Here is an 18,902-nt window from a genome sequence, read left to right as displayed (position 1 = left end):
TCGCCTTGCTTTCACCACGATCGCGTCAGCATCGTCGCGGCCGTTTTTCAACCGGAATGGAGCCAGTCGTGATCGACCGTCGTCATGCGCTAACACTTCTGGCCGCGGCGACCTTATTGCCCCGCCGCGGCCTCGCCGATATCGCACCGATGAACAGCGAGATTCGCGAAGGCCTGGCGACGCGCTTTAGCGATGACGGAACGGCGGGCACCTTCGTCGCCTACAAGGTCGACGACTATCTCGTCATCGCGAGCGACAGGGAGCGCTCGGGCGAACCGCAATTGCCGGCCTCGACCTTCAAGATTCCCAATTCGCTGATCGCGCTGGAAACCGGTGTGGTGCAGGACCCCGACAAGGACGTGTTCAAATGGGACGGCGTCACACGCCCGATCGAGGCGTGGAATAAGGATCACACCCTGCGCTCGGCGATCGCGGCCTCGGTCGTTCCGGTCTATCAGGAGATCGCGCGCCGCATCGGCCAGGAGCGGATGCAGAAATATGTCGATCTCTTCGACTACGGCAACCGCGACATCGGCGGCGGCATCGATCAGTTCTGGCTCACCGGCAAGCTGCGCATCGATCCGGTGCAGCAGGTCGATTTCGTCGACCGCCTGCGCCGCGGCGCGCTGCCGATTTCCAAGCGCAGCCAGGATCTGGTGCGCGACATTTTGCCCGTGACCAAGGTCGGTGACGCCGTCATCCGCTTCAAGTCCGGGCTGGTCGGTGCCGAGCGCGGCGAGCCGTCGCTCGGCTGGATGGTCGGCTGGGCTGAAAAGGGTTCAGCGCAAACCGTGTTCGCGCTGAACATGGATTGCCGCGAGCCGCGCCACATCGCCGACCGCATGACCTTGACGCAGGCCTGCCTGCGCGACATCGGGGCGATTTGAGTTAGGTTGAAACGACTTGCGCTTCACCTCTCCCGAAGGGAGAGGTCGATTTGCGCAGCAAATCGGGTGAGGGGTTACGGTGTTTGTTTGCGGCGGCGGCCCCTCACCCGGATCGCATCATTCGATGCGATCCGACCTCTCCCCGCTGGGGAGAGGTGGAGCGAATTCGCTAGCGCTTGATTCAACCAAAATTCATCTCGTTCTATGCCGCGAGTTCGATGCGCGGCGCCGGCGACAGCCGGGCCTCTTCGATAAAATCCAACGAACCGTCCTTCTCGATCGCGTAGAGCTGCTGGCCGTCCTTTGAGCGGAAAATGGCGCGGACGATGCCGCGCCGCCCCTTGTCGCTGTTGACCACATCTCCAAGCACGAACTTCTTCATCTCACGAATCCTGCACGAGTTAGCAGGGCGAACGCCCTCATCAAAGCAGGGATTCTTCAGAAGAAATATCTAACGATCCGCTAATCCCGGCTCGGGCGCCCGCGGCTGCTCGCACGCGAACCGCGTCAGGCCGGCCCTCGCGCGCGGCCGATGCGGCCGAGATGGGTGAAGCCGAAGCCGGCCTGATATTTCAACCCATAGCCGAGCGCGCGATCGATGCCGATATGGGCGAGCCAGATCATCGCGATCGACAGCGTCAGCGGCTCGCCGAACGCAAATCCCGTCGTCATCAGCGCCACCGGCGCCATGTAGCTGTGGGCCGCGTTGTAGATGACCGCGCCGGTCCTGGGATTGTCGAGATAGGCGATGAAGCTGAGATCGGGGGCGAGAAACAGCAGCGCGAACACCCACCAGGAGCCGCCCCAGACGTCGTAGAGCACCACCATGCCGGCGAACAGCGTCAGGCCCTCGAGCCGGAGCAGGATCTTTACCCCGCCGGTGACGGCGCCGGCCGGGGCGGGCGCGGTGCTGGCGGGCATGGTCATCTCGGTCATTTCTGTCGCTCCCCGTTTCGATTCGAGACCCCTTCTAACGCGGATCAGGGGCTTTCGGATCGGCAGAATGCGCCTTCCGATTTGCGAAATGGCCGTGTAGAACCCCTCAAAACCATCCTAATGCGGGGACGGGCGAAGGCCAATGAAAGACATTCTGGACACCCTCGAAGAACGGCGCGCCGGGGCTCGCGTTGGCGGCGGCGAGAAGCGCATCGAGGCGCAGCACAAGCGCGGCAAGCTGACCGCGCGCGAGCGCATCGAGCTGCTGCTCGACAAGGGCAGTTTCGAGGAGTTCGACATGTTCGTCGAACACCGCTCGTCCGAGTTCGGCATGGAGAAAACCAAGATCCCGGGCGACGGCGTCGTCACGGGATGGGGCACCGTCAATGGCCGCAAGACCTTCGTTTTCGCCAAGGATTTTACGGTGTTCGGAGGCTCACTCTCCGAGACCCATGCGCAGAAAATCGTCAAGATCCAGGACATGGCGATGAAGGCGCGCGCCCCCATCATCGGTCTCTATGACGCGGGCGGTGCGCGCATCCAGGAGGGTGTCGCGGCGCTCGCGGGCTATTCCTATGTCTTCCGCCGCAACGTGATCGCCTCGGGCGTGATCCCGCAGATCTCCGTAATCATGGGCCCCTGCGCCGGCGGTGACGTCTATTCGCCTGCGATGACCGACTTCATCTTCATGGTGAAGAATACGAGCTACATGTTCGTCACCGGACCTGACGTGGTGAAGACCGTCACGAACGAGGTGGTGACCGCGGAAGAGCTCGGCGGCGCCTCGGTGCATGCAACGCGCTCCTCGATCGCGGACGGTGCCTTCGAGAACGACGTCGAGGCGCTGTTGCAGATGCGGCGCCTGATCGACTTCCTTCCCTCCAACAACACCGACGGCGTGCCGGAATGGCCGAGCTTCGACGACATCGAGCGCGTCGACATGTCCTTGGATACGCTGATCCCCGACAATCCGAACAAGCCCTACGACATGAAGGAATTGATCCTGAAGGTCGTGGACGAGGGCGACTTCTTCGAGATCTCCGAGGCGTTCGCGAAAAACATCATCACAGGCTTCGGCCGCATCGCCGGCCGCACCGTCGGCTTCGTCGCCAACCAGCCGATGGTGCTGGCGGGCGTGCTGGATTCCGACGCCTCGCGGAAAGCGGCGCGTTTCGTGCGTTTCTGCGATGCCTTCAACATCCCGATCGTCACCTTCGTGGACGTGCCGGGCTTCCTGCCCGGCACCGCGCAGGAATATGGCGGCCTGATCAAGCACGGCGCCAAGCTCCTGTTCGCCTATTCGCAATGCACCGTTCCGCTGGTCACCGTGATCACGCGGAAAGCGTATGGCGGCGCCTTCGACGTCATGGCCTCGAAGGAGATCGGCGCCGACATGAACTATGCCTGGCCGACCGCGCAGATCGCTGTCATGGGCGCCAAGGGCGCGGTCGAGATCATCTTCCGCTCCGACATCGGCGATCCCGACAAGATCGCCGCCCGCACCAGGGAATATGAGGATCGCTTCCTGTCGCCCTTCATCGCCGCCGAGCGCGGCTATATCGACGACGTCATCATGCCGCATTCGACGCGCCGCAGGATCGCCCGGGCGCTGGCGATGCTGCGGGACAAGCATGTCGAGATGCCAGTGAAGAAGCACGATAATTTGCCGTTGTAGAGCTCGTAGTTCGTAGGGCGGATTAACGAAGCGTAATCCGCCGTCTTTGCGAGGTGTGCGTCATGGCGGATTACGCTGTCGCTAATCTGCCCCACAATCCCGGTAGGTTGACGCAGGCGACGCGCGCTTGGGAGCTCGCAATGTGCTTTGTCGCACGACTTCTTCCGTCACCGCTCTTCGGCCGCATCGCAACCGTGCTGCTGATAGCGATGGTCTTCGGACATCTCGCCGATAGCGTACCGGCGCTGGCGGCAGAAGCGCCGGCCCAGCAGCCGGTCATCATCGACACCGACATCGGCGACGACATCGACGATGCCTTCGCCGTCGGCCTTGCGCTCGCAAGCCCCGAGCTGAAGATCCTCGGCATCACCTCGGCCTGGGGCGATACGGCCCTGCGAGCGCGCTTGCTCGACCGTCTGCTGTGCGACACGGGGCGCAGCGACATTCCCGTGGCGGTCGGGATCGAGAAGCACGCTCCGGGCGAGGCGATGTTCAGCCAGGCGCGCTGGGCCGCGCGCCAGGCGGAGAAGGCCCATCCGGCCGCGGTCGATTTTCTGCTGGAGCAGATCCGCCAGCATCCCGGCGAAATCACTCTGATCGGCATCGCGCCGCTCACGAACTTGGCTGCGGCGATCGAGCGCGACCCCGCCACTTTCAAGAAGCTGAAGCGGATTGTGATCATGGGCGGCTCGATCCATCGCGGCTATGGTGACGCTTACGCACCCAATCCGCATCCCGACGCGGAATACAATATCGCGAGAGACGTTGCGGCAGCACGCGCGGTCTTCAACGCCGGCGTGCCGCTCACTATGATGCCGCTCGATGCCACGCAGCTCAAACTGGACGAGGTGAAGCGCCAGCAGCTCTTCACCGAGAGCACGAATGTCACCGGCGATCTGGCACTGCTGTACCTGCAATGGGCCGAAGGATTCCGCCAGCAGACGCCGATCCTGTACGACGACGTCGCCGTGGCCTACGCAATCGATCCCGCGATGTGCCCAGCATCGCCGATGCGGATCGAGGTCGACGACAAGGGCTTTACCCGCGCCGCATCAGGTGCGGCGAACAGCTCCGTCTGTCTGCGCTCCGACTCCGATCGCTTTTTCGATTTCTACATGCCTCGCCTGATGCAGCAGAAATTGGCTGGGGCGTGCGTCAAGTCGCCTTAGCTCGGAACCGCTTGCGAAAGCGCAAGAGCCCCGCGTGTGTGGCACCGCAGGGACTCCCGCGATGCGATGTAGGGCAGGGAGATTGATCTACTTAAATTCGTCGCGGGCCGGAACGGCGGGCACGGGCCGACGTTCGCAGAGCATTGAAACCCCATTGAGGTTGACACCATGAAGATGATTGCAAGCGCAATAGTGCTCGCGCTGACGACATCGGCCCTGCCGGCGTTGGCGCAATCGAGCAACAGCCCGAATGCGGGCTCGAATGTTACAGTTCCCAGCGGGCAGAATTCTGGTGCCGGAATACAGGGTCATCCGGGGAGCAAGAGCGGGCCGTCTGCGCGCTCGGGTACAGTCGGCTCCGCGACAGAGAAGCAGGACAATGCCACGGTTCGGCAGCAGGACCCCGCGAAAATCCAGGGCATGCCTGGAAACAAGAGCGGCCCGCCCGCGAAGCGGGAGTAAGGGCCGCGCCCAGTCTCACACAGCGACGCAGGGCGGATTAGCGTAATCTATCGCTGTTGCCGCGCTCCAGGTGGAGCGCGGCTTTGTGTGCGGACTCCAAGCCAAACAGGGCCTGCCGGTCAGTCCGAATGCCTCACACGAGTTCATTGCGCCGACTGCAGCGGTTTCCATCCCCATTGAGGTTGTGACGGGGCTTGCGGCATGGTTTCGGCCGAGGGCTGGGCGACCGTGTTTGTGTAGGAAGGTTGGCCCGGCATTCCCGGGCGGGGAGCCTGAGCCATGGCGCCGGCATGCATGGCCCGCGTAAGATGCATCGCGCATCCGCTCATCCTTCCCGTGAGCATTGCGTCCTGCGCCGCGGCGACCTCCCTTTCGGCGATGGACTTGCTGGGACTGTCAGGCATGGTCTCGACGGCGCCTTCCGCTCTGGCCAGGTTCTCGCCAGTGCATCCGACGCCGACCTTGGCGGCATGGACAGGCACGAAAGCATAGACGGTTGCAGCGACGGCGGCTGCTGCGAGCAAGTTTTTGACCACCTTACGTCTCCCTTTTCTTTTGCTTTTGCTGTCCGGCTTCATTGCCGGATCAGGGGAGAACATCGGCCAGCATCGTTTCTTCCGGCCGGGCTGCGATGGCCGGAATGACGTTTGCGCGACTCAAATGTGATCGGCGATGGTTGCAAAGCCTCATGCGGAGCCGTCATTGCGGCTTGCAACAGGGCCGCGCGACCGCACCATCGAGGTGGGTTGAACCCAGGTCGCGCGAACGCGCGCCCGATGACAGATTCCACAATCCACTCGTCGTCGTGATCGGTTCACTTTGCTCAAGCCATCCGAAGGACTGATCATTTGGATGCTGCGGCGGGCGTCGCGCTCGCTTGATTTTTTGCTTCGCTCGCCCGCCGACAAATGCGACAGACGCGGCTTACGCCGCCTTGTTTTGCTGCTTCATAAAATCCTCCGCACGCTTCTTCAACTCGGCTGGCGGCACATCTTCGATGTGGGTGCCGATGTGCCAGCGGTTGCCGGCCGGGTCCCTCACGCTGCCGCTGCGGTCCCCATAGAATTGATCCGCCGGCTCCATCAGCGAGCTGGCGCCTGCCTTGAGGGCCTTTTGATAGACCGCATCGACATTGGGTACGTACACATGCAACGCGTCAGTGGTGGCCTGCGCGCGTTCGGACACATCGGCGATCATCACGATGGAATCCCCGATCTTGAATTCCGCGTGCATGATCTTGCCGTCCGGCCGCATCATCGGCTCGAACAGAGGCTGGGCTCCGAAGGCTTCCTTCATGAAACGGATGATCTTCTCTGCGCCATCGGCGACAAGATACGGCGTGATGGTGTGGTAGCCCTCGGGAACCGGTTTTGCCTTTGTTGCCATGGCTGTCTCCTCTGGTTTACTGGACATGGTTCATATGGTTCACGTCAAGGATGAACTCAGCCCCCGCGTCTCTTTTTTTCCAAATCCTTCTCCTGTTCTTTGCAGAAAGTGTGACCGCCGTGTAACAAGCGTGATGGTCCGGCCAGATGATGGATCGAGCCAATGCACGGGTTCCATCTCATCCGCGTAGGACAAAACAACCACGGGAGGAAACCCATGCCCGCCGCTTTCTTTGTCGTCCGCGCCACCGTGTCCGATGCTTCGAAGCGTGCCGCCTTCGACAAATGGTACGAGACCGAGCATCTGCCGGACGCCGTCAGATCGTTCGGCGTGACGAAGGCGTGGCGCTTCTGGAGCCTGTCCGATCCTTCCCTGCACCAGGCGACCTATCAGTTCGATGATGAAGCCTCGCTCGAGCGCATGCTGAAAGGCGAGGAGCTCAAGCGGCTGGTGAAGGATTTTGATCGCGACTGGCCAGGCATTCCGCGGACGCGAGAGACCTTTGTTCTGGCGCAGGAGGTGAGAGCGTAGGCGGCGCGGAGCCTGTCGTCGGGCCGCGCTTTGCGCGGACCCGTTGGCTGGGCCGAGACGACGAGGGGGTTTGCCCGCCGGGCCATCGGTTCGAATCTACCCGGGCGCTATGTTGCTCTCTCGGCCACAAGTCCTGAAAAATCGTTGCGCGTAAAAGCCAATTTCATGAGGCGCTTCAAGCTGATTTGGGTCGTCCAGTCCTTTGCGCAAAAATATTCTGCTTTCGTTTTTCCCGAAATTGATGGCTAATGGTGGCGTTCCGCACCGAGAAGGGGCGTACGCGTCGTCACGAACGTGGAGCGGAATGCGGTGGACGCGAGCGTGCTGAGAGACGTGCCGCATGTTCCGCGGACGGCGAAGCCGTGTGGTCCTGGCGCCCCAAGGCTGGCGCTAAGTTGGCGACGATGCGCAAGCGCATCGCGCCGATGACTGTGACAACAACGTCTGGCTCACCGGGGAGAGCGCGGAGTAAGCCGTAAACCATCGCGCAGGGAAGGCCGGAATGCTTCCGCTTGTACCTGTGGTTACTCCCGTGTGCGCTTCTCGCGCATTTTTTGCACACGGGGCCGCGGGTGCGGCGGGCACCCGGCCTTCCCGCGGCCTTCCCTGCGCCCTCTGATTTCACTGGAGGGACGAACGAAATGCAAAGCTCGGGCGCGGATCGCGCGGCGAGAACGAGCGCGCGTATCGTCAGCAGGACGATGTGCGATTCTTATCATCAGGAGGCGCGGACGCTTCAACGTAAGGCGTGGCGATTCGCAAATGAGGCCGCGCCGGGGTATTCGGCGCGGCCTTTGAGCTGGCAAAATTTGATCTGGAAAGAATCATCAGATCGGACGGCAGCGTCCGAAACGCCAGACAAAACCGCGAGGACAAAAGCGGTGGGGCGGTACGACCACGCGCGGTCCATACACGCGCGGCGGCGGTCCATAGTTGGGGCGGCATGCGCCATACGCACCGCGGTGGAAGCCGGGTCCGCAGCCGCCGGCGGCATTGGCTGCGCCGCTGAAGCCCGCGACCGTGCCAGCAACGAGAGCGATAGCGACAAGATACTTCATGGATGTCTTCCTTTTTCTTGGAGCCGCATCAGAGCGTGACCCCGAAAAGCGGATACCGCCATCGAGGCAAGTGCGGCCCTTCGCATGTTGCGCGAGTCGACATGCAAAATCGTTGCGACATGTCGACACGCCGCCACTGAGATTAAGGATGCGAGTTATATGCCCGATGAACGCAGACAGCGAAAACGGCATGGCGCATTGCGCCACATGCGTGCCTCTGACTCACTGCTTGAGGAATCCAAGCACCAGCTCGTCATATTTCTGCGGCGCTTCCAAGAACACCAGGTGACCGGTGTTCGGGATCACCTCGGCGCGCGCATGGGGCATTTTGGCGGCAAGCGCCTGCGCCAGTTCGGCGTTATGGCCCATCTTCGGCCGCAGTGCTTCCGGAGCGTTCGGCCGACCCGGCGCGTTGTGGTCGTCGGCACCCATGATGAACAGCGTCGGCTGGGTAATGAGCGGGATCTCGTGCGCTACCGGCTCGCGATAGATCATCTGTCCCGAGCTGACAAAGGCGCGCAGCCAGCGCGGATATTCGGCGCTGCCCTTGATGTTGAAACGCGCATCGATGAACGGCGTGATCTGGTCCGACGGCAGCTTGATGGCATAATTGTTTTCGAGTTGCTTGCGGTAGCCCTCCGCCGTCAGCTTGTCCTCGTTCTCCAGGATCTTCTCGGTCGGCACCGGCGGCACATAGAGCCGGTAGTCCTCGAGCCCGATCGGCGCGGTGAGCACGAGGTGGGCGACGCGATCGGGATAGGCACGCGCGATCCGCACCGCCAGCATGCCGCCCATGGAATGGGCTACGATATCGGCCTTCTGGATCTGCAGATGATCGAGCAGCGCGATGGTGTTGCGCGCCAGCGTATCGAAATGCAGTTCGCCCATCGGTTTGGAGGATTTGCCGAAGCCGATCTGGTCCGGCACGACCACGCGATAGCCGGCATCGCTCAGCACCTTGATGACCGGCGCCCAGTAGCTTGCCGGGAAGTTGCGCCCGTGCAGCAGCACCACCGTACGGCCGTTCGGATTAGCAGGTGCCACATCCATGTAGGCCATGCGGAGTTGCTCCCCGTCATTGACCAGCGGCAGCAGGTTGACGGGATAAGGATAGGGATAGCCCTCGAGCGCAATGCCATAGGGCTCGCGCGGCGCATCGGCCGCGTTGGCGGGCATGAAGGGCGAGAGCAGGGCAGCCACAACCAATGTCGCGGCAGGTAGGCGGTGCATTCGAAAACTCCATCGTCATGCCTGGCTTCGTGCCGGGCATCCACGTCTCCACGGTGCGGCAGGCAATAAACACGCAGACGGCCGGGTCAAGCCCGGCGGTGAGGACAATGATTAGTCACACGCGAATGTTATTCTGTTATTCGCCCTTGCCAAACAGCGCGGCAAAACGCTTCTCGCCGGTTCGCGAAAAATTAACCACGCGGCTGCCGGGCGTGGGATCACGGGCAGCCCATTTCAGCTCGGTGAAGCGCGCCATCAGCGCCGCGCCCAGCATCCCTGCAAGATGATGACGCCGCTCGCTCCAGTCGAGACAGGCCTTGCACAGCGGGCGGCGCGGGTGGGCCAGCATGCGGGGCGATATCTGCAGGTTCTTTTCCAGGAAGCGTTCGCCCTCGGGCGTCAGCTCGATATCCTGCTTCTTCTGCCGTACCAGTTTTTGCGCCTTCATGCTCTCGAGCATCTGCACACCGAGATCGCCGGCCAAATGATCGTAGCAGATACGCGCGCGCCGCAGCGCCGGGTCCTTCGGTCCCGTGCGCACGCGCATATGGCCGGCGCGCGCGGCAAGCCCGGCAAGACCTTCGAGGACACCCGCAACATCGGGATCGGAGAGGCGGTAGTAGCGATGGCGGCCCTGTTTTTCCGGCTCGATCAGGCCGCCTGCCTCGAGCTTGGCAAGATGGGAGCTTGCGGTCTGCGGCGTGATGCCGGCCTCCTGCGCGAGCTCGCTTGCGGTGAGCGCGCGGCCGCTCAGAAGCGCGGTCAGCATGTTGGCGCGGGCGGGATCGCCCACCAGCGATGCAACCATGGCGATGTCGGGTCCGGCTTTCATGCTTCGATGATAACCGAAGCATTGTCGACGGGCAAGCGGCTATTGTCAGGAACGAAAATTGGCCGCCGTCATTGCGAGCCAACAGGTCGCGCGAACGCGCGCCCGATGACAGAGCTCCGCGAAGCAATCCAGAGTCACGGGAGAGTGACTGAATTGCTTCGTCGCTACGCTTCTCGCAATGACGGAAACATCGGAGGTTCCCATGACCATCACCGTTTTCATCCGCTACCAGATCGATCCGTTCAAGCGCGCGCAGTTCGAGCAATATGCCAAGCGCTGGCTCGCCATCATTCCCAAATGCGGCGGCGAATTGATCGGCTATTTCATGCCGCACGAGGGCAGCAACAACATCGCTTACGGCCTGATCTCGTTCGAGAGCCTCGCCGCCTATGAAGCCTATCGCGCAAGGCTGCGCGGCGATGCCGATGGCGTTGCGAACTTCAATTTCGCCGAGGAGCACAAGTTCATTCTGGCGGAACAGCGAACATTCCTGCGCAAGGTTGTCGCTTAAGCCGCGCAACGCTATCTTGCGCTTTTTCAATAGCAAAATGGGAGAGAGCCATGCCGCTGACAACTGCTGACAAGCGTGCCGCGTTCCGCAAGATGCACGAAAGCGGCTGTTTCGCGCTGCCGAATCCTTTCGACGTCGGTTCGGCGAAGGCGCTGGAGCATCTCGGTTTCAAGGCGATTGCTTCCACCAGCGCCGGTTTCGCCTGGTCGATCGGCAAGGCCGACAACCATGTCACCGTCGATGATGTATGCGCGCATCTCACCGCGCTTTGCGCGGCGGTCGATATTCCCGTCAACGCCGATTTCGAGGGCGGATTTGCGCGGGAGCCGGACGAAGTTGCCGCCAATGTCGCGCGCGGGGTGAGGACCGGCGTCGCCGGACTATCGATCGAAGACTCCACCGGCGACAAGTCCAATCCGCTGTACGATCGCGCCTTGGCGATCGAGCGGATCAAGGCGGCGCGTGCGGCGATCGATTCCGACAACAGCGGCGTGATGCTGGTCGGCCGTTGCGAGGCGTTTCTGTGGGGGCAGAGCGATCTCAAGCTGGTGATCGATCGGCTCACTGCCTATGCCGATGCGGGCGCAGATTGTCTTTATGCGCCGGGCATCAAGACGAGAGAGGAGATTGTGGCTGTCGTGAAGGCGGTGCAGCCGAAGCCGGTCAATCTTCTGATCGGGGCATCGGGCCTGTCGCTCAATGAAGCGGCCGAGCTTGGCGTGCGCCGCATCAGCGTCGGCGGCTCCTTGGCTCGCATGGCCTGGGCAGGCTTCATGCGGGCGGCGCGTGAGATGGCGGAGAAGGGGACGTTTGCGGAACTGGCCGGCGGCTATCCGGGCGGCGAACTGAACAAGATGTTCGAATAGTCCGGGCGAACGAACGCGGCGGACAATGGCCAATGTCCGCCGCGAGCGTGAAGGGGTTGACGCGCTAGCGGTTGTCGTTGTTCTGACCGGCCGTCGGATTGGCCGAGCGGTCGAGCTCCGATCCGGTCGATGAAGACTGCGGAGGGGTCGGCCGGTTGGTTGCCGAACCCGTGGTCATACCGGGCTGGTTATTCGGGTTCGCCGGCTGCGTCTGCGCGGTCTGAGCCGGTGGCGCGGTCGAGGCTTGGTGGATGCTCGTGTTATTGAGGCCGTAGAAAATGGCCCCCAGCACCACCGCGATGGCGATTGCATACAGCATCACCTTGCCACTGCTGGCGGGACCCTCGGACAGTTGGGGATCGACCTGCGCCTCGCTGTCGAACCGGCGGTCGACGGGATCGTCGCTGAACGCGGAGCGGTAGGGATCATAGGGGTCATTCGGAATGCGTGCCATGATGGGCTCCTCCGTTGCGCAAGGACAATCGCCGGATGGAGGTCACTGTTCCCGGAGCCGGGCAGTTCCTTTGGTCCCGTTCAGGTTGGAACCTGAACTTCGCGGTCTCAACCGGAGCTGTTTTCCGGAACACCATGTGGAACTGGGCACCAAGCGATAGCAGATGGATGCTTCGCTGCCGGTCGTGATTGTCGCGGGCATGCAAATGGGAAGGGCATGCAAATGGGAAATGCCGAGTCATTCTTAGCGCCGAGGAGCGGTGAGCGCCTATCGAGTATTGCGTGCCTTGGCGACCTGGTCTGCCGTGACCAGCGAGGCGGCATTGCCCCAGGAATTTCGGATGTAATTCGTGACGTCGGCGATCTGCTGATCGGACAATTGCTTCGCATAGCCCGGCATCGAGCCCGTGTTGGGCGCGCGCGGCGTGGTGACGGTCTGCGCGCCATCGAGAATGACGCGCAACGTGCTCGATGGGTCGGCCGATTGCAGCAGCGCATTGCCAGGCAGCGGCGGATAGATGCGCGGCGCGCCGGATCCGTCGGCCTCGTGGCAGGCGACGCAGGCATGGGCATAGATCGCCGCCCCCTCCTTCATGCTGGCATCCGGCGGCTGCACGGTGGTGGCCTCGGGTGGGCCCGGCGGCAGGCTCTTCAGATAGACCGAGACTGCGTGGACGTCGGCATCGCTCATCTTCGAGGTGGAATTGACGATGACGTCGGCCATCGGCCCATCGGCGTGACTTCTGCCGTTGCGCCCGCTCGCCAGATATTCGGCAACGTCATCGACGCTCCAGGATTTCAGTCCGCTCCGCTCGGCGCCATCGAGCCGTGGCGCGAACCAGCCGCCGACCGCCCCGCCGCTAAAGGCGCGTCCGCGCCGGTCGGCGCCAAAGAAGTTCTTCGGCGTGTGGCAGACGCCGCAATGCCCGAGGCCTTCGACCAGATAACGACCACGATTCCAGTCCGTACCCTTCTGCTGGTCCGGCTCCAGGATGCCGGGCCGGAAAAACAGATAGTTCCACAGCCGCATGGTCATGCGGAAATTGAACGGGAAGCGGAGCTGTGGCGGCGGTGCCTTGTTGGCGAACGGCGTCAGCGTGGCAAGGTAAGCACGGACCGCAAGGATGTCGGGGCGGGTGAGCTTGGAAAAATTGGGATAGGGGAAGACCGGGTAGTAGCGCGAGCCGTCGGGCGCGATCCCGAACCGCAACGCATTGTAGAATTCCTGGTCGCTCCACGCCCCGATACCGGTCTCTCGATCCGGTGTGAGGTTTGGGGAATAGATGGCGCCGAACGGGGTGTCGATCCGGACGCCGCCGGCGAACGGTTTTGCCGGATCTGCGGTATGGCAGCCCGTGCAGTCGCCGGCATCCACCAGCGCCTTGCCGTGTGCGATCATCTCATCAGTGGGCTCGGCGGCTTGCGCGCCGCTGGCGAATGCACTGCACAAAAACAGCCAAGCAAGAATCGCCCGCATCGATCTAGCTCTTCCCTGCACCCGTTTGCTCACGCCGCATTATACGGGCGTTATGTCGTTTCGCGGGCATGCTCGGTTGCGACACAAGACGAAAAACAGAGCGGCTGCCAAGCCACGAAATTGCGATTTGGGTGTGCCGGTCTCGGCGCCCCAGATTTGTGGTGCGTGGGCACAAAAAACCGCCTTAGATTGGCAATTGCGAGCGGCGGCATTAGCTATTCGATAGCTGACAAAGAGCCGAGACGGCCAAAGGCCTTAGCGAGGGTGGAATGGGAATCAACCAAGGTGCGATCAGCCTCGATCAGAAATATACCCAGGGCACTGGCCACGTCTTTCTGACCGGCATACAAGCGCTGGTCCGCTTGCCGATGGCGCAAATCCGCCGGGATCGCGCCATCGGCCTCAATACCGCAGGCTTCATTTCCGGCTACCGCGGCTCGCCCCTTGGCGGCTATGACCAGCAACTCTTCGCCGCCCGCAAGCACCTTGAGCAGTACAACATCAGATTTCAGCCCGGCGTGAACGAGGATCTCGCCGCCACGGCGATCTGGGGTTCGCAACAGCTCAATTTATCCCCCGGCGCCAACTATGATGGCGTCGTCGGAATCTGGTACGGCAAGGGCCCCGGCGTCGACCGTTCCGGCGACGTCTTTCGGCACGGCAACGCCGCAGGCTCGGCCAAGAACGGCGGCGTGCTCTGCCTCGCCGGCGACGATCACGGCGCGAAATCCTCGACCGTCCCGCATCAGTCGGACCACGCGTTCATCTCGGCGCTGATGCCTTATCTCTATCCCTCCAGCATCCACGAGATGATTGAGATGGGCCTGCTCGGCATCGCGATGTCGCGCTATTCCGGCTGCTGGGTCGGCATGAAGGTGATCACGGAAGTGGTGGAGACCACCGCCGAGATCGATCTCACCGATGAGATGAAGCCTTTCGTCATCCCGACCGACTTCGAGCTGCCGCCAGGTGGGCTGAACCTGCGCTGGCCCGATGATCGCTATCAGCAGGATCTGCGTCTGCAGGACTACAAGGGCTTTGCCGCGATCGCCTTTGCGCGCGCCAACAAGGTCAACCGCATCACCATGGACAGCCCCAATGCGCGCTACGGCATCATGGCGTCCGGCAAGAGCTACGAAGATGTCCGCCAGGCGCTGCGCGAGCTCGGTATCAACGAAGACGTCGCCGCCAAGATCGGACTTCGACTTTACAAGATCGGCATGCCCTGGCCGCTCGAGCCGGAAGGGGTGCGGAATTTCGCCGTGGGCCTGGAAGAGATATTCATCGTCGAGGAACGGCGCGAGATCGTCGAGAACCAGGTCAAGCAGGAGCTGTTCAACTGGCGCGACGACGTGCGGCCTCGCATCGTCGGCAAGATGGACGAGCACGACAAGCGTTTTTTGACCTTTGCCGCCGAGCTTTCGGTCGCTTCCCTGGCTTGCTCGCTGACGGAACGCCTGTTGCGGCTCAACCTCAATCCCGAAATCGCGGAGATGCTGCGCGCCAAGGCCGATTGGTTCAACGGTCGCGAGGCCACGCAGGTGCAGAAGGTCGCGCCGATCAGTCGGACGCCCTATTTCTGCTCGGGCTGCCCGCACAATACCTCTACCAAGGTGCCGGAAGGCAGCCGCGCCATGGCCGGGATCGGCTGCCACTTCATGGCGCTCTGGATGGACCGCAACACGGAGACATTCACCCATATGGGCGGAGAGGGCGTGCCGTGGGTCGGCATTGCACCGTTCACGGGCGAAAAGCACATCTTCGCCAATCTCGGCGATGGCACCTATTTCCATTCCGGCATTCTCGCGATACGCCAGGCCATCGCGTCGAAAGCCAACATCACTTACAAGATCCTCTACAACGATGCCGTCGCCATGACGGGCGGTCAGCGGCACGACGGTGATCTGTCGCCGCAGCAGATTACCTTCCAGCTTCATGCCGAAGGTATCCGCGAGATCTACCTGGTCTCTGAAAGTCCGCATCTCTATCCGCCGTCCGACATTGCGCCGGGCGTTAAGATCGCGCATCGCGATGAACTCGACGCCGTGATGAAGACCTGCCGGGAGACGAAGGGCACATCCGCCATCGTTTTTGTGCAGACATGCGCCGCCGAAAAACGCCGCCGCCGCAAACGCGGTCTGATGGAGGATCCGGCCCGCCGCGTCATCATCAATCCGGCGGTGTGCGAAGGCTGCGGCGATTGCTCGGTGCAGTCGAACTGCATCTCGGTCGAGCCGCTCGAAACCGAGCTCGGACGCAAGCGCGCCATCAATCAATCGGCGTGCAACAAAGACTATTCTTGCCTGAAGGGTTTTTGCCCGTCCTTTGTAACCGTCGACGGCGCCAAGCTGCGGAGCCGTGCGCCGGCCGAACTCGGCGAGATCGGCGAGCTGCCGGAGCCGGCATCCCTTCCGTCGCTGGAGCAGCCCTACAATATTGGCGTTGCCGGCGTCGGCGGCACTGGTGTGCTGACCATCGGCGCGCTGCTGGGGATGGCCGCCCATATCGAGGGCAAGGCCAGCATGATCCTCGACATGTCCGGCCTTGCGCAAAAGGGCGGGGCGGTGCTGAGCCATGTTCGACTCTCCGAACATACGGCCGATGTGACCTGCTCGCGTATCGTCACCGGCACGGCCGATCTCGTACTCGCGGCCGACGAGGTGGTGGCGGCGTCCAAAGATACGATCACGCTGTGCGAATCCACTCGTACCACTGGGATCATCAACAGCCACGTTATTCCCACAGCGGATTTCATCCTTAACCGCGACTTCAATTTCCAGACTCGCAAGATCAATTCGGTCCTGGAAAGCGCACTGCGCAAAGGGTCTGTCTTCTTTGATTTCACGAGGCCTGCGGAGCTCCTGCTTGGCGATGCCATCGCGACCAACATCATGATGTTGGGCTACGCCTATCAGAAAGGCTTGCTGCCGCTTTCGGCGGAAGCCATCGAGAAGGCGATCGAGGTCAATGGCGTCTCCATCAAGATGAACACCGAAGCCTTCCGGCTCGGGCGGCTCGCCGTGGTCGATCCGACCCGGCTGGACGCCATGATCAGGGGCCAGGAGACGCCGGCCGCGCCGGCGAAGACGCTGGATTCGATGTCGCTCGAGGAGATCATCGCCCATCGCAGCGCGCTCTTGACCGATTACCAGAACAAGCGCCTGGCCGCGCGCTATCGCAAGCTGGTGGACAAGGTGCGCGACGCCGCCACCGCTGGAGGTTACGGTGAGGCGCTGCCGCGTGCAGTTGCGATCAACTACGCCAAGCTGCTCGCGTACAAGGACGAATACGAAGTGGCGCGGCTTTATACCGATGGCCGGTTCGAGCAGCAACTCCGGGATCAGTTCGAAGGCGAATTCAAGTTCAACTTCAACCTCGCGCCGCCAATTCTCGCAAGCGGTGTGGATGCGCTCGGGCGCCCGAAGAAGCGCGCGTTCGGTGAATGGATGATGCCGGTGTTCCGCTTTCTCGCGAAGATGAGGTTCTTGCGCGGCACGCCGCTCGACATTTTCGGCTACAGCGCCGATCGCAAGCTCGAGCGTGAGCTGATCACGTCCTACGAAAAGGATGTTGCCAGCGTGCTGGAGCTGCTGTCGCCGGCAACGATCGATACTGCCGTCGAGCTGCTGTCGCTGCCCGATCGCATCCGCGGCTTCGGTCCGGTGAAGGAGAAGGCTGCCAAGGAGGCGAAGGCCCGGCACGCGCAGCTTGCTGCCGATCTCGCCAGCCCACCGCCGGCACCGCGGCAGCTCGCGGCGGAGTGAGTTGCGGCTCCATCTCGCGTGGCGGAATATTTCGCCGCTTGCCAAGGCCGCGGCAACAGGCCAAGAAATCCGCTGGAAGAAGAAACGCCAGCGGAGAACGACTTGACCATCAAAGGCAAGGCCTACATCGCCGGGATCTATGAGCATCCGACCCGGCACGCACCGGACAAATCCACCGCACAACTTCATGCTGAGGTCGCCAAGGGCGCGATTGAAGACGCGGGGCTCTCGAAGCAAGACATCGACGGTTATTTCTGTGCCGGCGACGCGCCTGGCGGCGCCTGGCCGATGGTCGATTATCTCGGCCTGAAAGTGCGCCATGTCGATTCCACCGAGACCGGCGGCTGCTCCTACATCATCCATCTTGGCCATGCCGCGGAGGCGATCGCCGCCGGCAAATGTTCGATCGCGTTGATTACGCTCGCCGGCAAGCCGCGCACCGGCCCGATGCCGCCGCGCGCCGCCGGCGCCGAGGCCGATTTCGAGGCGGCCTATGGCGCGACCACCCACAATGCCTACGGCATGTGTGCCATGCGCCACATGCACGACTATGGCACCAGCAGCGAGCAGCTCGCCTGGATCAAGGTCGCCGCTTCGCATCATGCGCAATACAATCCGCACGCGTTTCTGAAAGATGTCGTCACGGTCGAGGACGTGCTCAACTCGCCGATGATTTCGGATCCGCTGCATCGCATGGATTGCTGCGTTGTTACCGATGGCGGCGGCGCGTTGATCGTGACCACGCCGGAGATTGCCAAGAGCCTGAAGAAGCCACTCGTGCGGCTGATCGGCCATGGCGAGGCGATGAAGGGACCGCGTGGCGGCAAGGATCTCGATCTCACTTATTCCGCTGGCGTCTGGTCCGGTCCGCGCGCGTTCGAAGAGGCGGGTGTCACGCCTAAAGACATCAAATACGCATCGATCTATGACAGCTTCACCATCACGGTTTTGATGCAGCTCGAGGACCTTGGCTTCTGCAGGAAGGGCGAGGGCGGCAAGTTCGTCGCGGACGGCAACCTGATCTCCGGGGTCGGCAAGCTGCCGTTCAATACTGACGGCGGCGGCCTGTGCAGTAATCACCCCGTCAATCGCGGCGGCATGACCAAGATCATCGAGGCGGTGCGGCAGTTGCGCGGCGAAGCCCATCCCAAGGTGCAGGTGAAAAATTGCGACCTCGCCATCGCCCATGGCACCGGCGGATTGCTTGGCGTTCGCCACGCCGCCTCAACCGCAATTCTGGAGCGCGTGTAAATGACCGAAGCAAGAAAGTATCCGGCGCCCGTCACCAATCCCGAGACGAAGCCGTTCTGGGATGCCGCGGCCCAAGGCAAGTTCCTGATCAAGCGCTGCACCGCCTGTGGCGAAGCGCACTACTTCCCGCGCTCGATCTGCCCGTTCTGCTTTTCGGATAAGACGGTATGGGAGGAAAGTGCGGGTGAGGGCACGATCTACACCTTCAGCCTGATGCGCAAATCCCCGACCGGTCCTTACGCCATCGGCTATGTCACGCTGAAGGAAGGGCCGTCGCTGCAGACGAATTTCGTCGATTGCGACATCGACAAATTGAAAATCGGGCAAAAGGTGAAGGTGGTGTTCAAGCCGACTGAAGGCGTGCCGCTGCCGTTCTTCACGCCGGTGTAGAGAGGTTGCACGGTTCGTAGTTCG

At 62.3% G+C, this 18,902-nt stretch carries 18 protein-coding genes; 9 read left to right on the top strand and 9 right to left on the bottom strand.

Going from position 1 to position 18,902, the window contains the following annotated elements; translation table 11 throughout:
- Nucleotides 1-68: 68 nt before the first annotated feature.
- Nucleotides 69-887, top strand: a complete 819-nt coding sequence (blaOXA, locus tag P6U23_RS25050; RefSeq protein WP_407175212.1) for a class D beta-lactamase — start codon at nt 69-71, stop codon at nt 885-887.
- 202 nt (nt 888-1,089) lie between these two features.
- Here the strand turns inward: blaOXA and P6U23_RS25045 are convergent, their stop codons facing one another.
- Entirely contained in the window at nt 1,090-1,269 is a 180-nt protein-coding gene (locus P6U23_RS25045; protein WP_024509002.1) for a hypothetical protein, read from the bottom strand.
- A gap of 125 nt (nt 1,270-1,394) precedes the next feature.
- The gene (locus tag P6U23_RS25040) at nt 1,395-1,823 is read right to left on the bottom strand and encodes a DUF4260 domain-containing protein (RefSeq protein ID WP_407175211.1); all 429 of its coding nucleotides are present in this window, start codon (nt 1,821-1,823) and stop codon (nt 1,395-1,397) included.
- 142 nt (nt 1,824-1,965) lie between these two features.
- Between P6U23_RS25040 and P6U23_RS25035 the strand changes: the two genes are divergently transcribed.
- Nucleotides 1,966-3,498 carry an acyl-CoA carboxylase subunit beta gene (locus P6U23_RS25035; RefSeq protein ID WP_407175210.1) on the top strand — a complete coding sequence of 511 codons (1,533 nt, stop codon included), beginning with the start codon at nt 1,966-1,968 and terminating at the stop codon, nt 3,496-3,498.
- 62 nt (nt 3,499-3,560) lie between these two features.
- Nucleotides 3,561-4,667 (top strand): nucleoside hydrolase, encoded by a 1,107-nt coding sequence (locus P6U23_RS25030; protein ID WP_407175209.1) that lies wholly within the window; start codon nt 3,561-3,563, stop codon nt 4,665-4,667.
- Between the two features lie 605 nt (nt 4,668-5,272).
- Here the strand turns inward: P6U23_RS25030 and P6U23_RS25025 are convergent.
- Both P6U23_RS25025 and P6U23_RS25020 read right to left on the bottom strand, forming a co-directional pair.
- Nucleotides 5,273-5,728 carry a hypothetical protein gene (locus tag P6U23_RS25025; protein WP_407175208.1) on the bottom strand — a complete coding sequence of 152 codons (456 nt, stop codon included), beginning with the start codon at nt 5,726-5,728 and terminating at the stop codon, nt 5,273-5,275.
- 325 nt (nt 5,729-6,053) lie between these two features.
- Nucleotides 6,054-6,515, bottom strand: a complete 462-nt coding sequence (locus P6U23_RS25020; RefSeq protein WP_407175207.1) for a VOC family protein — start codon at nt 6,513-6,515, stop codon at nt 6,054-6,056.
- A 216-nt stretch (nt 6,516-6,731) separates the two neighbouring features.
- Here P6U23_RS25020 and P6U23_RS25015 point away from each other — a divergent pair, with 216 nt between their 5' ends.
- Nucleotides 6,732-7,046: a hypothetical protein gene (locus P6U23_RS25015; RefSeq protein WP_407175206.1), complete on the top strand. Its 315-nt coding sequence runs from the start codon at nt 6,732-6,734 to the stop codon at nt 7,044-7,046.
- Nucleotides 7,047-7,873: 827 nt separating this feature from the next.
- Here P6U23_RS25015 and P6U23_RS25010 read toward each other — a convergent pair.
- The 3 genes from P6U23_RS25010 to P6U23_RS25000 form a co-directional block, all read right to left on the bottom strand.
- A complete protein-coding gene (locus tag P6U23_RS25010) occupies nt 7,874-8,104 on the bottom strand; it encodes a GCG_CRPN prefix-to-repeats domain-containing protein (protein ID WP_407175205.1) in 231 nt (76 codons plus the stop codon).
- A gap of 222 nt (nt 8,105-8,326) precedes the next feature.
- Nucleotides 8,327-9,334 carry an alpha/beta fold hydrolase gene (locus tag P6U23_RS25005; protein WP_407175204.1) on the bottom strand — a complete coding sequence of 336 codons (1,008 nt, stop codon included), beginning with the start codon at nt 9,332-9,334 and terminating at the stop codon, nt 8,327-8,329.
- A gap of 136 nt (nt 9,335-9,470) precedes the next feature.
- Nucleotides 9,471-10,166, bottom strand: a complete 696-nt coding sequence (locus P6U23_RS25000; RefSeq protein WP_407175203.1) for an ArsR/SmtB family transcription factor — start codon at nt 10,164-10,166, stop codon at nt 9,471-9,473.
- Nucleotides 10,167-10,368: 202 nt separating this feature from the next.
- Here P6U23_RS25000 and P6U23_RS24995 point away from each other — a divergent pair, with 202 nt between their 5' ends.
- Both P6U23_RS24995 and P6U23_RS24990 read left to right on the top strand, forming a co-directional pair.
- A complete protein-coding gene (locus P6U23_RS24995; RefSeq protein WP_407175202.1) occupies nt 10,369-10,677 on the top strand; it encodes an NIPSNAP family protein in 309 nt (102 codons plus the stop codon).
- A 50-nt stretch (nt 10,678-10,727) separates the two neighbouring features.
- Nucleotides 10,728-11,543 carry an oxaloacetate decarboxylase gene (locus P6U23_RS24990; protein WP_407175201.1) on the top strand — a complete coding sequence of 272 codons (816 nt, stop codon included), beginning with the start codon at nt 10,728-10,730 and terminating at the stop codon, nt 11,541-11,543.
- A gap of 64 nt (nt 11,544-11,607) precedes the next feature.
- On the opposite strand, the gene P6U23_RS24985 is transcribed toward P6U23_RS24990, so the two are convergent.
- Both P6U23_RS24985 and P6U23_RS24980 read right to left on the bottom strand, forming a co-directional pair.
- Nucleotides 11,608-11,997, bottom strand: a complete 390-nt coding sequence (locus P6U23_RS24985; RefSeq protein WP_407175200.1) for a hypothetical protein — start codon at nt 11,995-11,997, stop codon at nt 11,608-11,610.
- A gap of 267 nt (nt 11,998-12,264) precedes the next feature.
- On the bottom strand, nt 12,265-13,473 hold the full coding sequence (locus P6U23_RS24980; protein ID WP_407175199.1) for a c-type cytochrome: 1,209 nt from the start codon (nt 13,471-13,473) through the stop codon (nt 12,265-12,267).
- 269 nt (nt 13,474-13,742) lie between these two features.
- Between P6U23_RS24980 and P6U23_RS24975 the strand changes: the two genes are divergently transcribed.
- The 3 genes from P6U23_RS24975 to P6U23_RS24965 all read left to right on the top strand — a co-directional run bounded on the left by P6U23_RS24975 (nt 13,743) and on the right by P6U23_RS24965 (nt 18,878).
- Nucleotides 13,743-17,237 (top strand): indolepyruvate ferredoxin oxidoreductase family protein, encoded by a 3,495-nt coding sequence (locus P6U23_RS24975; RefSeq protein ID WP_407175198.1) that lies wholly within the window; start codon nt 13,743-13,745, stop codon nt 17,235-17,237.
- Between the two features lie 102 nt (nt 17,238-17,339).
- The gene (locus P6U23_RS24970) at nt 17,340-18,488 is read left to right on the top strand and encodes a thiolase domain-containing protein (RefSeq protein WP_407175197.1); all 1,149 of its coding nucleotides are present in this window, start codon (nt 17,340-17,342) and stop codon (nt 18,486-18,488) included.
- Nucleotides 18,489-18,878 carry a Zn-ribbon domain-containing OB-fold protein gene (locus P6U23_RS24965; protein WP_407175196.1) on the top strand — a complete coding sequence of 130 codons (390 nt, stop codon included), beginning with the start codon at nt 18,489-18,491 and terminating at the stop codon, nt 18,876-18,878.
- Nucleotides 18,879-18,902 lie beyond the last annotated feature (24 nt).

It is taken from the genome of Bradyrhizobium sp. STM 3562, assembly GCF_045571435.1.
Lineage (GTDB): Bacteria > Pseudomonadota > Alphaproteobacteria > Rhizobiales > Xanthobacteraceae > Bradyrhizobium.
Note: the sequence above shows the minus strand (reverse complement) of the source record. Positions and strands in the feature narration are given on the sequence as shown.